12 protein-coding genes are annotated in these 14,164 nt (G+C 38.3%); 3 read left to right on the top strand and 9 right to left on the bottom strand.

Annotated elements, in window-relative coordinates:
• Positions 1 to 167 precede the first annotated feature (167 nt).
• From GJU43_RS21610 to GJU43_RS21600, 3 genes are all read left to right on the top strand, one after another.
• Positions 168 to 3,683 (top strand): nitrate reductase, encoded by a 3,516-nt coding sequence (locus GJU43_RS21610; protein ID WP_154343878.1) that lies wholly within the window; start codon positions 168 to 170, stop codon positions 3,681 to 3,683.
• A 186-nt stretch (positions 3,684 to 3,869) separates the two neighbouring features.
• Positions 3,870 to 5,300: a rubredoxin gene (locus GJU43_RS21605; RefSeq protein ID WP_154343876.1), complete on the top strand. Its 1,431-nt coding sequence runs from the start codon at positions 3,870 to 3,872 to the stop codon at positions 5,298 to 5,300.
• Between the two features lie 340 nt (positions 5,301 to 5,640).
• Positions 5,641 to 6,240: a hypothetical protein gene (locus tag GJU43_RS21600; protein ID WP_154343874.1), complete on the top strand. Its 600-nt coding sequence runs from the start codon at positions 5,641 to 5,643 to the stop codon at positions 6,238 to 6,240.
• Positions 6,241 to 6,314: 74 nt separating this feature from the next.
• On the opposite strand, the gene moaA is transcribed toward GJU43_RS21600, so the two are convergent.
• The 9 genes from moaA to glp form a co-directional block, all read right to left on the bottom strand.
• Positions 6,315 to 7,322 (bottom strand): GTP 3',8-cyclase MoaA, encoded by a 1,008-nt coding sequence (gene moaA / locus GJU43_RS21595; RefSeq protein ID WP_154343872.1) that lies wholly within the window; start codon positions 7,320 to 7,322, stop codon positions 6,315 to 6,317.
• Positions 7,309 to 8,223, bottom strand: coding sequence for a bifunctional molybdenum cofactor biosynthesis protein MoaC/MoaB (gene moaCB / locus GJU43_RS21590; RefSeq protein WP_154343870.1), 915 nt, complete (start codon positions 8,221 to 8,223; stop codon positions 7,309 to 7,311). The genes moaA and moaCB overlap by 14 nt, the downstream gene beginning before the upstream one ends.
• Positions 8,224 to 8,226: 3 nt before the next feature.
• Entirely contained in the window at positions 8,227 to 8,658 is a 432-nt protein-coding gene (locus GJU43_RS21585; RefSeq protein WP_154343868.1) for a molybdenum cofactor biosynthesis protein MoaE, read from the bottom strand.
• Between the two features lie 138 nt (positions 8,659 to 8,796).
• On the bottom strand, positions 8,797 to 9,873 hold the full coding sequence (gene moeB, locus GJU43_RS21580) for a HesA/MoeB/ThiF family protein (protein WP_154343866.1): 1,077 nt from the start codon (positions 9,871 to 9,873) through the stop codon (positions 8,797 to 8,799).
• 12 nt (positions 9,874 to 9,885) lie between these two features.
• Positions 9,886 to 10,122 carry a MoaD/ThiS family protein gene (locus GJU43_RS21575; protein WP_154343864.1) on the bottom strand — a complete coding sequence of 79 codons (237 nt, stop codon included), beginning with the start codon at positions 10,120 to 10,122 and terminating at the stop codon, positions 9,886 to 9,888.
• The gene (gene cobA / locus GJU43_RS21570; protein WP_154343862.1) at positions 10,122 to 10,913 is read right to left on the bottom strand and encodes a uroporphyrinogen-III C-methyltransferase; all 792 of its coding nucleotides are present in this window, start codon (positions 10,911 to 10,913) and stop codon (positions 10,122 to 10,124) included. Before cobA ends, GJU43_RS21575 begins: the two co-directional genes overlap by 1 nt.
• A gap of 5 nt (positions 10,914 to 10,918) precedes the next feature.
• Positions 10,919 to 11,491 carry a molybdenum cofactor guanylyltransferase gene (locus GJU43_RS21565; protein WP_154343860.1) on the bottom strand — a complete coding sequence of 191 codons (573 nt, stop codon included), beginning with the start codon at positions 11,489 to 11,491 and terminating at the stop codon, positions 10,919 to 10,921.
• 142 nt (positions 11,492 to 11,633) lie between these two features.
• Entirely contained in the window at positions 11,634 to 12,380 is a 747-nt protein-coding gene (locus tag GJU43_RS21560) for a sulfite exporter TauE/SafE family protein (protein ID WP_154343858.1), read from the bottom strand.
• Positions 12,381 to 12,566: 186 nt separating this feature from the next.
• On the bottom strand, positions 12,567 to 13,745 hold the full coding sequence (gene glp, locus GJU43_RS21555) for a gephyrin-like molybdotransferase Glp (RefSeq protein ID WP_154343856.1): 1,179 nt from the start codon (positions 13,743 to 13,745) through the stop codon (positions 12,567 to 12,569).
• Positions 13,746 to 14,164: the final 419 nt, after the last annotated feature.

The raw sequence follows: 14,164 nt of genomic DNA, 5'->3' as shown, positions 1-14,164 counted from the left end.
AAATCTCCTTTGTTAGGACAAAGGAGATTTTTTTTGCTGTAAAATTTAAAATTAAATTCAAAAAAATACGTATTTATACGTAAAAATACTTATTTTTGTTTACATCATTATACGTGGATTATCTTAGATAAAGAAATTCATTTACCAGTATTCAAAAACGAGTTCTAATGCAAAATACCGAAATCAAAACTACCTGTTCGTATTGTGGCGTTGGCTGCGGTATCATTGTTACCAACGACGCTAAAAATGGCGTAATGGTCACGGGCGATAAAGAGCATCCTGTCAACAAAGGAATGTTATGTTCGAAAGGGATGAATCTGCATTACGTCGTTAATGATACTTCAGACCGGATTTTATATCCGGAAATGCGCGGCAGCAAATCGTATCCGCTCGAACGCGTCAGCTGGGACACTGCTCTTGACCGCGCTGCCGCGGTTTTTTCGTCGATTATAAAAAAATACGGACCGGACAGCGTCGGTTTTTATATCTCCGGCCAGTGTTTAACCGAAGAATATTACTTAGTCAATAAGCTGGTAAAAGGTTTTCTGAAAACCAATAATATCGATACCAACTCAAGGCTCTGCATGAGTTCGGCAGTGGTAGGTTATAAAAAAACCTTTGGAGAAGATTCCGTACCAATTGCTTATGATGATATAGAACTGGCCGATACTTTCCTGATTACAGGTGCCAATCCGGCCTGGTGCCATCCTATTTTGTTTCGCAGAATCGAAAAACACAAAGAGAAAAATCCAAAAATAAAAATCATCGTCATTGATCCGAGGCGAACGGATACTGCGGCTTTCGCTGATTTGCATTTGCAGATTATTCCTGGATCTGATATCATTTTATACCATGCCATCGCCAAGCGCATCATCGAAAAAGGATATGTCGATCACAACTTTGTAAAAAACAATGCTGAAAATTTCAAAGCCTATAAAGAATTAGTTTTAAGTACTTCTCTGGAAAAAGCCTCCAAACTTTGCGGCATTTCGGTGAGCGACATCAAACTTGCCGCTGACATCATCGGAAAAGCAAAGGGTTTTATCTCACTTTGGGCAATGGGACTTAATCAGAGTGCGGTCGGGGTAGATAAAAACACAGCATTACTCAATTTATCGTTATTGACCGGGCAAATAGGAAAACCCGGATCGGGACCATTTTCGCTGACGGGACAACCCAATGCGATGGGCGGACGCGAAGTAGGCGGCATGGCTACCTTACTGGCTGCACACAAAGACATCGCTAATCCGGAGCATCGCAAAGAAGTAGCTGATTTCTGGGGAGTGGATTCGATTTCGGACCGACCGGGCTTAACAGCAACAGAAATGTTTGAGGCGCTGGAATCAGGCAAAATGAAAGCGATCTGGATCATTTGCACTAATCCCTTAGTAAGCTTACCGGATTCCCGCCGTATCGAAAAAGCGCTTCAGAAGGCTAAATTTGTAGTCGTACAGGATATTTCACATAATGCCGATACCGCCAAATTTGCCGATTTGTTACTTCCGGCTGCAGGCTGGCTGGAAAAGGAAGGAACAATGACCAACTCGGAGCGTCGTATCTCCTATTTGCCAAAAGGAATCAATGCACCGGGCGAAGCACTTCCGGATATTGAAATTTTAATTCGCTTTGCTAAAAAAATGAATTTCAACGGATTCAATTTCAACAATGCCGAAGAAATTTATAAAGAACACTGCGCCCTTACCAAAAACACCAATATTGATATCTCCTTCCTAAATTACCATCGCTTAAAAACCGAAGGCACTTTTCAATGGCCCGTTCCGGATTACGGGCATCCGGGAACGCCTCGCCTTTTTACCGATAAAAAGTTTTATACCCCCTCACAAAAAGCAATTTTCAATCTGCCAACCGCTATTGAAAATACTTCAGAACAGCCCAATGCGCAATTCCCCTTTATCCTGACTACGGGAAGAGTCCGCGATCAGTGGCATACGATGACTAAAACCGGAAAAGTATCGCGTTTACTGACGCATACACCGAGTCCGGTATTGGAAATTAATCCGATTGATGCGTTTAAGAACGACATTAAAAATGGTGATATCATAATGGTATCCAGTAAAAACGGTGAAGTTCGCGTCAAAGCAAAAGTCACCGATTCGATTCGGGAAAAGGTTGTTTTTCTGCCCATGCACTGGGGAAAACAGCTTGAAAATGATCTGAACAGAACCAATAATTTAACCAATACAGTAGTCGATCCGGTTTCTAAGGAACCTGATTTTAAATATACAACTGTAGCGATCAGCAAATATGTAAAACCCTTTCAGAAAATTGCAATTGTGGGTGCCGGAGCAGCGTCCTTTCGCTTCATTCAAAACTATCGGGAATTCAATACAACAGATGAAATTATTGTTTTTTCTAATGAAATAAATCCGTTTTACAATCGGGTCCTACTTCCCGAATACATGACCGGAGAATTTTCGTGGGAGCAATTGCTAAAAGTAAAAGATGGAGACGCACTGCAAAAACTCAACATCACCATGAAAGCCGGCGTTGCGATTGATAAAATAAATACCGCCGAAAAAACAATTCTGGACAGTTACGGAAACCTGCATCATTTCGACTCACTTATTCTCGCGACCGGAAGCCGGCCTTTTGTTCCCGAGAATGCACAGTTACATCTTCCGGGCCGTTTTACCATAAGAAGAAAGGAAGACGCCGACCGATTGAAAACGTATCTGGACCACACCGGACTGCCGCCTGAAGAACAGCATGTCGTCATTATTGGCGGTGGTTTACTTGGTTTGGAATTAGCGGCGGCCTTAAAGCATAAAAAAGTAAAAATCACCATTATCCAAAGAGCTTCACGATTGATGGAACGCCAGTTAGACCGGATTTCAAGTAAATTACTGGCCGAAGAAGTACAGCTTCGTGACATTCAGATTTATTTTGATAATGAAGTAAGTACTGTTTTTGAAACCGATCATGGTAACGAACTGGAAATTGCTTTAAAGAGCGGCAAAATTATAACCGCCAACGCCATTGTTTATACCATCGGAACGATTCCGAATATTGAAATTGCACGCGAAACCGGGCTTTCCTGCGGGCGTGGCGTAAAAGTGAACCAGTATTTGCAATCTTCAAATCCGGATATTTTTGCAATCGGGGAAATTGCTGAATTTGAAAACAAGCTATTCGGAATCACTTCTGCTGCTGAAGAACAGGCCGATGTTCTGGCCAACTTCCTGGCCGGCGATATCAGCAGTTATTATAAAGGTTCCGTTTTAATGAATATTTTAAAACTGGAAGACATCAATTTATGCAGTATTGGTGCTATTGAAATTCCGGAAAATGATGATTCTTACGAAGAAATTATTTTCACCGATTTAAAGAAACGCTATTACAAAAAATGTATCGTTAAAAATGATTTGCTGGTGGGCGCGATTTTAATGGGAGATAAAAATGAGTTTGCCGAATTCAAAACGATGATTGAAAGCAAAATCGAATTATCCGACAAACGAAATTTATTGCTAAGGGGAAGTTCAACTGCCAAGCCTGTCTTAGGCAAATTAGTTTGTTCCTGCAGTCAGGTGGGAGTCGGAAATATAGAAGAAACAATAAAAAGCGGCGTCACTGATTTTACCGATTTATGTAAAAACACCGGTGCAGGATTAGGCTGCGGAAGCTGTAAAACAGAGGTGAAGGAGATTTTGGCGAAAACTCGTTAGTTTTTAGTCTCAGTCTCAGTTTTCAGTCACAGTATCCCGCAACTAATACTGCGACCGAGACTGAGACTGAAAACTGAGACTGAAAACTGAGACTGAAAACTGAGACTGAAAACTAATACTGTGACTGCGACCGAGACTGAAAACTGAGACTAAGACTTGAAACAAAAAAAACCTGAAACAAAAAACATGGAACTAACAAGACTAATAGTAAAAGGAGGCGTAATATCCCCGGGAGAATTGAGAGAAGTTGTCAATATGGCTATGGATCAGGGTTTGGAATCCATTTCGTTTGGTTCCAGACAGGATATTATTTTTCCGAAGGGCATTAAACCTTTAGAAAAAGAAAAAACCGGGAAACATCATTTTGTATTTCCGGACCAGAAAAGTGGTAACAATATCGTTTCTTCCTATGTTTCAACTGATATTTTCAGAAATACAAGCTGGCTGACGGGAAATCGGTATTTGTATATTTTAGAGCAGTTTAAGGAACAACCCAAACTAAAAGTCAATATTACAGACCCTAAACAGCAATTAGTCCCATTGTTCACCGGACACCTTAATTTTATAGCCTCTGAGCATGAAGATTATTGGTATTTGTACATTCGGTTACCCAAATGGGAACGCATGGAAGTCTACCCGGTTTTGATTTACAGTTGGGATATTGCTCAGTTTTACTACGAAATTGAAAGAATCACCAACGAAGAAGCAATCTCTGTTGACCTTATTTTTAGCCTGGTCAGCGAAGCCTTAGATACCAACAACAGAACAATTGACCAACCGTTGAATGTGCCTTTTTATCCTTTCCCGTATTACGAGGGAATGAACAGAATGGGAATTGATCAGTATTGGCTGGGCCTGTACTGGCGCAACAACTTATACGATTTAGATTTCCTGAAACAAATGTGCGATTTGTGTTTTGATTGTAAAATCGGTAAAATATGCATTACGCCGTGGAAATCTTTTATTATAAAAGGAATTCCGAAAGACCGGAAATTAGAATGGGAAAAATTCTTAGGCAAAAAAGGAATCAATGTACGTCATTCGCTGTTAGAACTGAACTGGCATCTCCCTGTAGCCATGGAATGGGCACTGAATCTCAAGACTTTTCTCGTTCGCACACTCGATCAGTTTGATATCAGCACTTACGGACTGACTTTTGGCTTGTCCGAATACAATCGCGAAGGACATTATTTTACCTCAATTGTGGTCGAAAAAAATGAGCTGCCAAAAGATTTGGCTTCCATTAAGATCAGGGATACTTATAATATTCTGTTTGCAAAGAATTTTGATCCCAATACACGTGAATATATTGTGCATTCGCAGGATATCGATAAACTCGAACTACCAACAATTTTAATCGAATTAAGCCGGAAATATTTCGAAGAACTTGGGACTTCCGTTATCGAAACCACAGAAAATCCGCAGAAAAAAGAGAAACCAAGACCGGATGTTTATCAATGCCAGGAATGTTTAACGCTTTACAAATCAGAATTCGGAGAGGAAAGCCAGGGAATTCCGAAAGGTGTATTATTTAGCGATTTACCTGAAACGTACTGCTGCTCCTTATGCGAAGCCCCTAAAAGCAACTTCAGAATTCTGGAAATTGTCAGGAGTTAATACTACATTTGGTAAATTCCAATTTTTAAATTCCAAATTCCACACCTTATTCTTCACAGCTTACAACCCAAAACTCAAAGCCCAAAATCCAAAATCCAAAACTCATAATTCAAAATTCACAATTATACAGCAATTTCCTCCATTTTTCCATGTAGAATTGTTAAGAGATTTTACTTTTTATTTTTAGGCAAAAAGTCAAACAATTTAATTTCAAACACTTAAGCTAAAAATTCATCGAAAAACTTAACATTGGAAGACTTGTTTAATGATTATCTTTACTTAACTGTAATTTAACAATTTAGTTACATTAGGAATTATTATTATCTAAAAGGACCTTAATATGGAAAACAACAACGAAGAAATTACTCCTGAAAAAATTGATTCACCAACACCTGAAAATATTCAGCCTGTTACAGAAATTAAAAAACCCGTAACTACGCCGCCTGCAAAAACACCCGTTCGCAAAGCTGTTCCTTCTAAACCAGCAACTACTGCAGCAGCAACTACAACGCCAAAAGCGACGACAAAAACGGCAGCAGCCACTACACCAAAGCCTGTGGTTCGAAGAGCTCCGGCAAAAAAAGTTACAGCTCCGGTTTCAACCATAAAACCTGAAGTAATAAAGGAAGTTATTGAATCAAAAGAAGAAACGACTATCGAAACAACTTCAAAAGAAGAAAGTAAGAAAGATAAATCAACCGATAAAAAGAAGAAAAAAGTGAAAGACAAAGACAAGGAAAAAGAGAAAAAGAAATTAGCTAAGAAAAAAGATCAGGCTAAAAAAGACAAAAAGAAAGAGAAAGCTAAAAAAGCAAAACTAAAAGCTGCTGCTAAGAAAAAAGACAAAGCGAAAAAAGCGAAGGATAAAGCGAAAGCGAAAAAAATAGCCAAAAAGAAAGCTAAATCTCAGAAAAAAGCTAAAGCTAAAAAGAAAAAATAATAAACAAAAAGGTTTGACTTCTTAAAGTTGAACCTTTTTTTATGCCCTTAGCTGTTATTTTGGAAATCGAAAAATTATCCTCCAATGGCAATCATGCTGCGGTTATCGAAATGAAGTGAAGGATCATTCATTTCATCAATAGTCACCATTCCTGCTCTTACTTTCTTTTTATTCCTGATCGATTCCGAGATCAGGCTGGTGATTAATTCACCATTTCGTAAAGGCGTGAGTAAATCCGTTTCCGAATTCGAAAAAAGGCAGTTCTTAATTTTTCCGTTTGCGGTCAGGCGAATCCTGTTGCAGCCATCACAAAACGGATTGGTAATAGAGCTGATGATTCCGAAATCACCCTGAAAATCTTTTATTTTATAGGTTCTGGCCGTAAAGTTTCTTTCGTCTTCCAGCTTCTGGATTTCTTCGGAAGAAAAAACCTTTTCGACTTCTGACAGGATTTCGCTTTGGGAAACCATTTTACTTCTGTCCCACTCGTTTCCGGCAAAGGGCATAAACTCAATAAAACGAACCGATAGCGGTAAAAATTTTGTTAACCGGACAAAATCGGCAATTTCATCTTCGTTAAAATCTTTCATCAGGACTACATTTACCTTCACCTTAAAATCATTATTCAGCAGCAAATGCAGGTTGGCAATTACTTTCTCAAACTGATTTCGCAGTGTTACAGCCTGAAATTTAGACGAAACCAGCGTATCCAGGCTCAGATTGATGTTTCTGACTTTAAATTCCTTTAAAACAGCTATATACCGATCAATTATGATTCCATTTGTAGTAATGGAAAGTGCTGTTCCTAAAGTGGCTAATTTGGCAACAATTTCCGGAAAATCTTTTCGCAAAAGCGGCTCTCCTCCTGTTAACCTGATTTTGTCCACACCACTTTCGACGAAGATGCGGGCAATGGCAAGAATCTCATCGGCAGTCATTAAACTGGCTTTTGGAGATAAGGCAATTCCGTCAGCAGGCATGCAATACGTACAACGCAGATTGCATTTCTCCAACAGCGAAATACGCAAATAGTTGTGTTTTCGCCCAAAATCATCCGTTAAAATCGTGTTAGAGGGAATCATGATTTTTACCTTTTAAAATATGAAAAACATGCAGCAAATGCGGAAAAACAGCATCCATAGATTCTCTTGCCCCATTGGTGGAACCAGGTAACGCCAAAACGACACTTTTACCTAAAGTTCCTGCCACCGTGCGTGACAACATCGCATACGGCATACGCTGCTGGCCGTAATTGCGAATGGCTTCTTCGATACCCGGAATTCTGCTCTCTAACAATGGTGACAATGCTTCCGGCGTTACATCCCGTGGAGACAAACCTGTTCCGCCTGTAAAAATAACGAGCTGGTGTTCTTTCGCAAAAGCTTTAACCTTTTCCTGAATAACGTCAATTTCATCCGGAATGATTTCATAATGTTCGGTTTCTACACCGTATGAGGTTAGTTTATCGACTATGATTTTTCCGGAGCGATCTTCTTTATCTCCTGCAAAAACTGAATCGGAACAAACAAAAACCGCCGCTTTAAGGACCATTGGAAATTTATTTTTAAAAGACGATTTCCCACCTTCCTTGTGAACTAATCTGATGGTCGAAATTTCGATTTCCTTGTCGATTGGCTTCAGCATATCGTACATCGTAAGTGCCACGATAGAGGCGCCGTGCATGGCTTCCACTTCTACTCCGGTTTTGTAAACGGTTTTTACCTCGAAAATAATCTGAATGCTTAATTCCTCGATTTTATAAGCAACAGACGTATATTCGATTGGAATCGGATGGCAGTCCGGAATGGACAAATGCGTATTTTTTACCGCAAACAAACCGGCTGTTTTGGCCATTTCAAAAACATTCCCTTTCGGAACCAGGTTATTTACAACCGCATCAATCGTTTCCTGTTTGCTTACTTTTACAATTGCCGTTGCGGTTGCAGCACGTAATGTATTTATTTTATGTGTAATATCTACCATTTCTTAGGTATTTTGCTTCCAGATGAAAGCCCCGTTTTCAAAAATTTCTTTACCAAAAATCGGCACATCTGTTTTAATCCAGTTTACAATGGCTTCCGTAGCTTCATACACCTGTTTGCGCCTTGTAGCCGACACGAACACAAACAAACAGATTTCTCCCGCTTTTACCACTCCCAGACTGTGATAAATGTGCATGCAGGTCAGATCGAATTTAGCGAAAGCTTTTTCCCGAATCGCGTGTAAAGCTTCGTTTGCCATATCGGTATACGCCGAGTAGTCGATTGCTGCAACCGTATTCTCATGGATCACATCTGCGCGAACCTGTCCCAGAAAAATGTTATGCGCACCAATGGTGTGTTTCGATTGGTGTTTGGCGATTGATTCTGCGATAAATTCAGGAGAAATGGGTCCTTCTATAAATACATTTTTACTCATTGTATATTTTTTTTGCGACAGTTTTTAATAATTAGGATTTTTTTCTCCCGCAGATTTAGCAAATTTGGCCGATTCTTTAATTTAACGTTACTGGATAGACTTTAATTTTTAAAACAATAATTATCTAAAACAATGTTTCTATATTTCTACTCTGTCTTTTAATAATTGACTTAAAACTAAAGCTCCGCCGGAAATACTTTTTACTTTTTTGAAGTTATTTTTCAGAAGGATTTCCACTGCCTTTTTGCTTCTTATTCCCGACTGGCAGAAAATATAAATGGTTTTATCCCGATCTACATTTTCAAGCTCTTTTTCTAATTGCATTAATGGAATCTGAATACTGTTTTTCATTGTTATTTCCGGAAGTTCGTACTTGTTTCGAACATCCAAAAAAAGTACTTCTTCACCATCAATCTGGTTTAAAACCATTTCAGCATCCATCTCATTATTTTCCTGATCCGTTAAGTTGTATTTTTCTTCAAAGCGTATTCTGTCGATCTGGACATCAGTATTTTTTTCGAAGTCATACTTTTGCTGTTCGTTGCTCAAAATACTATACACCAGCAATTTACCACTTAAAATTTCTCCTGTTCCCAGAATCATTTTAAGAACTTCACCGGCTTGTAACAGACCGATAATCCCAACTGAAATTCCAACCACTCCGGCGTCATTGCAATTTGCCGTCAGGCTGTTTTCCTCCGGAAAGAGACACCTGTAAGTGGGTCCGTTTTGATAATTAAAAACAGAAACCTGCCCTTCAAATCTAAAAACAGAGCCATACACCATTGGTTTATTGGTGATTAGACACGCATCGTTAATCAGGTATTTTACAGCCAGATTATCGGTTGCATCGACTATAATATCATAATTTTCAAATAACGAAATGGCATTGTGTGCTGCTAATTGTTCTGCAATTGAATTGACTTTTACTGATGGGTTTAATTCTGCCAACATCAATTTAGCTTCATCGGTTTTATATTTTCCTACGGCAGCTGTTTTATAAATTACCTGTCTTTGCAGGTTTGAAATTTCGATCACATCATGATCTGCAATGCCAATCTCACCCACTCCGGCTGCAGCCAGATACGGAAGAACAGCAGTTCCCAGACCTCCGGCACCAATGACTAAAACTTTGGCTCCGGCTAGTTTCTCCTGCCCTTTTTCTCCAATTTCCGGAAGAATAATTTGTCTGTTATACCGCATTGATGCATTCATATTCTTCTTTTTTTAACCTCCGGCAAATGGCGGCAGCAAAGCAACAATATCGCTTGTCTGCAATTGATAAGGAGCTTGCTTCGGAATTATTTTCTGATTAACTGCAACGCTGAAAGCCATGGAATCCAATTGGTACTTCTCTTCTAAATTCTGCAATAAATCCTGCAGTGAAATATCCGAAGAAGGTACTTTTTCGAAAGTACATCTGGTCTTTTCGGCAACAGCTCCAAAATATTTAATCTCGATCATTACTTTAAATTTAAATTTTGAAAAATAAATTCATCTTCAAAATGTTCCTGAAAATAGGATGTCAGTTTTGAGTTGTTTTTCACCACCTCCCCGATCACAATAATGGCCGGCGATGAAATATTCTTTTCGGATACTAATTTAGTAATTGAACTCATGGTTCCCACTACTTTTTGTTCAGAATTTTTTGTTCCGTTTTGAATAATAGCAATGGGTAAGTCATCTGTCCGGTTTTCTTTATAAATCGAAATGATTTGATCCAACTTATGCATGCCCATCAAAATCACAACTGTAGCGGCTGATTTTGAGGCTAAATGTACATCTTTTGACAATTCATGATTGGAAGTAGTCCCTGTAATTACCCAAAAACTTTCGGCTATCAGACGTTGTGTCAGACTGATTCCAACCGAAGCCGGAACACCTAAAGCCGATGAAATTCCCGGAACAACTGCTGTTTCCAGTCCAAACTTTTCTGCATATTCTATTTCTTCGCTTCCTCTTCCGAAAACGAAGGGATCTCCACCCTTTAAACGCACTACATGTCCGTGAGTGTTGGCCATTGAAACAATCAATTCATTAATCTGATCCTGCGTATAGGCATGACAGCCGAGACGTTTCCCCACAAAAACAATCTCTGCCTGCTCTGCATATTGCAATAATTCTTCATTGACCAGGGCATCATACAGAACGACATCGGCAGACTTTAGCTCCTTGATTGCTTTAAGTGTAATCAGATCAACATCTCCCGGACCTGCGCCTACAACTGTTAATTTGGGTGTTTTCAGGTTTTTCATAGTACTTAACTTAAATTGATATTCAGGTCATTTAATTCATCAATCGAATTAATATTGCTCAAATGAAAATTTTCACTTTTATCTATATTGATAATCTGATGGGGAATTTTAGCAATCAGATCCATCATCTTTAGTTCCTCTGCCTCAATGGCTTCTTTTATAACGGGAAGCATCTTTTTAGAATAAATTCCGACTAACGGATGTACTTTACTTTCTGAAGCAAAAATGGAAACTCCCGCTTCATCGGTATGTTTTGAAATTAATTCCGATAATAATTCGGTTGAAATTAACGGAATGTCACAACTCAAAATCAAATTAAACTCGGTTTCGGAAGCTGTCAATGCGGTATAAATACCACCCAATGGCCCTTTATCCGTGACAATATCCTGTATCTTCTCATACGGCAGATAATCATATTCTCTGGTAGCCGTAATCAGTTTTATTTTTTCGGTAAGGGGTAAAATCGCCTGAATAATATGTTCAATGAAAGGTTTATTTTGAAACAAAACCAGGCCTTTCTCGGATTGCATTCTGGTGCTTTTACCTCCACAAAGAATAAATACTGTTAGCGTTTCCATGATTTTATTGTTTCAGGGGTTTACCAATTTTGCTTGTTTTTCTATATTCAATTTTTTTTCTTACTTATTTTTCTCTCGCAGATTTGGCAGATTTTTTTTTATTCTTTAATATTTTTATCTGTGGTTTATATCTTAAACCATTTTAAGGAAAAATCAGCTTAACGCTTGCCATTAATATTACGGTTCCCAAAACAAATTTTAATGTTTTATTGGAGAAATAGCCGCTTCCGTAAAATCCGCCTAAAACTCCTCCAATAACTGCAATCGGAACCAGATAAAAACTTTCTGTCGGAATTGTTTTTCCTCCCAGAAAGAAGCCCATGAGTCCGGCAAATGAATTCACAAATATGAATAAACCGGAAATCGCCGCCGATTCTTTGATGTTTGCCCATCCCAAAAATAATAAAACCGGACTTAGGATAATTCCGCCTCCAATCCCTAACATTCCGGATAATAATCCAATCGAAAATCCAATGATCAATGCCAAAGGAATATTTATTTCAACTGCTTCTTTTTCTTTAAAATTAAATATGCCAAACAACCTCAGTGCTGCAAAAACCAATACAATTCCGAGAATAATTTTATAAACTGCATTATCGAGCGTTACAAAACCACCCAAAAATGCAGCAGGTATCGAAGCCATTGCAAAAGGGTAAAACAGCTTAGGCCGGAAAAAATTCTTGCGATAATAAAAGAAAAATGAAATACTCGAAACAAACAAATTCAAAAGCAAAGCCGATGGTTTCATGATAGCCACCGAAAACGCAAATATCGTCATCAAAGCCAAATATCCCGACGCTCCCCCATGCCCCACACTGGAATACAGGAAAGCAATCACGATTAAAGCGAAGCTAAACAAAACCATATTTTCGGAACTAAGGAGATTCATAGGTTAGTTTTCGTTTTTTGTTGTTACAGGTTTAATTTTGTTTCAGGTTTCAAGTTTCAAGTTTCAGGTTTCAGGTTTCAGGTTTCAGGTTATCTGCCTACTTTATAGACCACAATCTTTACTCTTTACTCTTTACTCTTTTCTCTTTTCTCTTCACTCTTCACTCTTTACTCTTTACTCTTCTCACTAAAAACCCCCAATCGGTACTAAAGTCACCCAATCGTCTTTTTTAAGCATTTCTGCATCATTCGGAACAATCAGTAAACTATTGGCAATGGCGAACGAATTTAGCATTGCGGAGCTTTGCCCTCCCAGAACCTCAACATGGGTTTCGTCGCAGAGCGCTTTCAAAAACAAGGTCTTTCCTGTTGTATTAGGGATATCAGCATTTAATTTCCGGATCAGTTTTGGCAGGTGAATTTCTGAGAAACCCATCTTATTTCGGACAGCCGGATATACATAAACGTAAAAATTAGTGAGTGAAGAAGCCGGATTTCCGGGCAGTGCGAACACTAATGTTTCATTTCGCTTCCCAAAAAACATTGGTTTTCCGGGCTTCTGATTGATTTTATAAAATAACTCTTCGACTTCATTGGCTAGTAAGGCATCTTTCACAAAATCGTAATCGCCTACTGAAATTCCGCCGGAAATTAAAACAATATCATATCGGGGTAAAATTTCTTTTAATGCTCTTTTAGTGGCTTTCAGCTTGTCTTTTACGGTATAAACTTTCGTTTTTTTAATCCCGATGGTCTCAAGCGCAGCCTGCAGCATGATCGAATTGCTTTCGAATATTTTTCCTTTTGGCAATTTCTTTCCGGGTTTTACCAATTCATTTCCGGTGACCAAAATGGCAACCTTTGGTTTTTTATAAACAGTTATTTCCGTAATTCCTAAACAGGCCAGAAATCCTATTGCTGCAGGTGTAATCAAAGTATTGGTTTCAAAAACAACATCTTCTTTCTGAATCTGCTCTCCTTTAGGGCGTACATTGGCATATTGCTCCGGCATATTGGTAATCAGAATCGATTTTTCGTTTGCCATTACATCTTCCTGCATGACGACAGTATCTGCATCGTCAGGCACAAAAGCACCTGTAAAAATACGTACGGCTTCGTTGAACTCAAGTTTTATATTCGAGTGATCTCCAGCCTGTGAAATACCTATAACATCATACTGATGTCTTCTACTGTGCGTAAAAGCATAGCCGTCCATAGCAGATTGGCGAAAAGGCGGCATGGCAATTGGCGAATAAACTGTTTTGGCCAAAATATATCCTAACGCCGTACTCACCGGGATTTTCTGCGTTGGCATTTTTGAACTGTTTTCTGCTACGATTGCTAAAGCCTGACTAACTTGTATCATGTTTCGAAATATAACTAAGTATAAGTACTTATCACAAATATAAGTATTTAACAATAGGATGAATAAAAAAATTTAATTTATTTTAATGTCTATAAAATTAGTCTAATTTCTTCAAAATCAACTTTAAAACCGATCTACTTTTGCTTAAAAAATCATGATGTGAAATCAAAAATGATTCGTCTCTGACGTTTTTCTCTTTTTTTTATAATTGGAGCAGTATTTAAAAAGGAAAAAAACAAGTATAAAATACTACATTTAAATGTCTTTTTGAAAATAATTTGCATAAAGAAATATTTTTATAAATAAAAAAAGTAATAACAAAAGTAAAAAAAATTAAAAAAAAATGAGTAATAATTAATAATTTATTGAATGAGTCCGGGAATAATAAGCTACCGCTTTCAATAACGAAATCATTGTTT

Origin of the sequence: Flavobacterium sp. LC2016-23, from assembly GCF_009674775.1 — a bacterium.
Classification (GTDB): Bacteria; Bacteroidota; Bacteroidia; order Flavobacteriales; family Flavobacteriaceae; genus Flavobacterium.
Note: the sequence above shows the minus strand (reverse complement) of the source record. Positions and strands in the feature narration are given on the sequence as shown.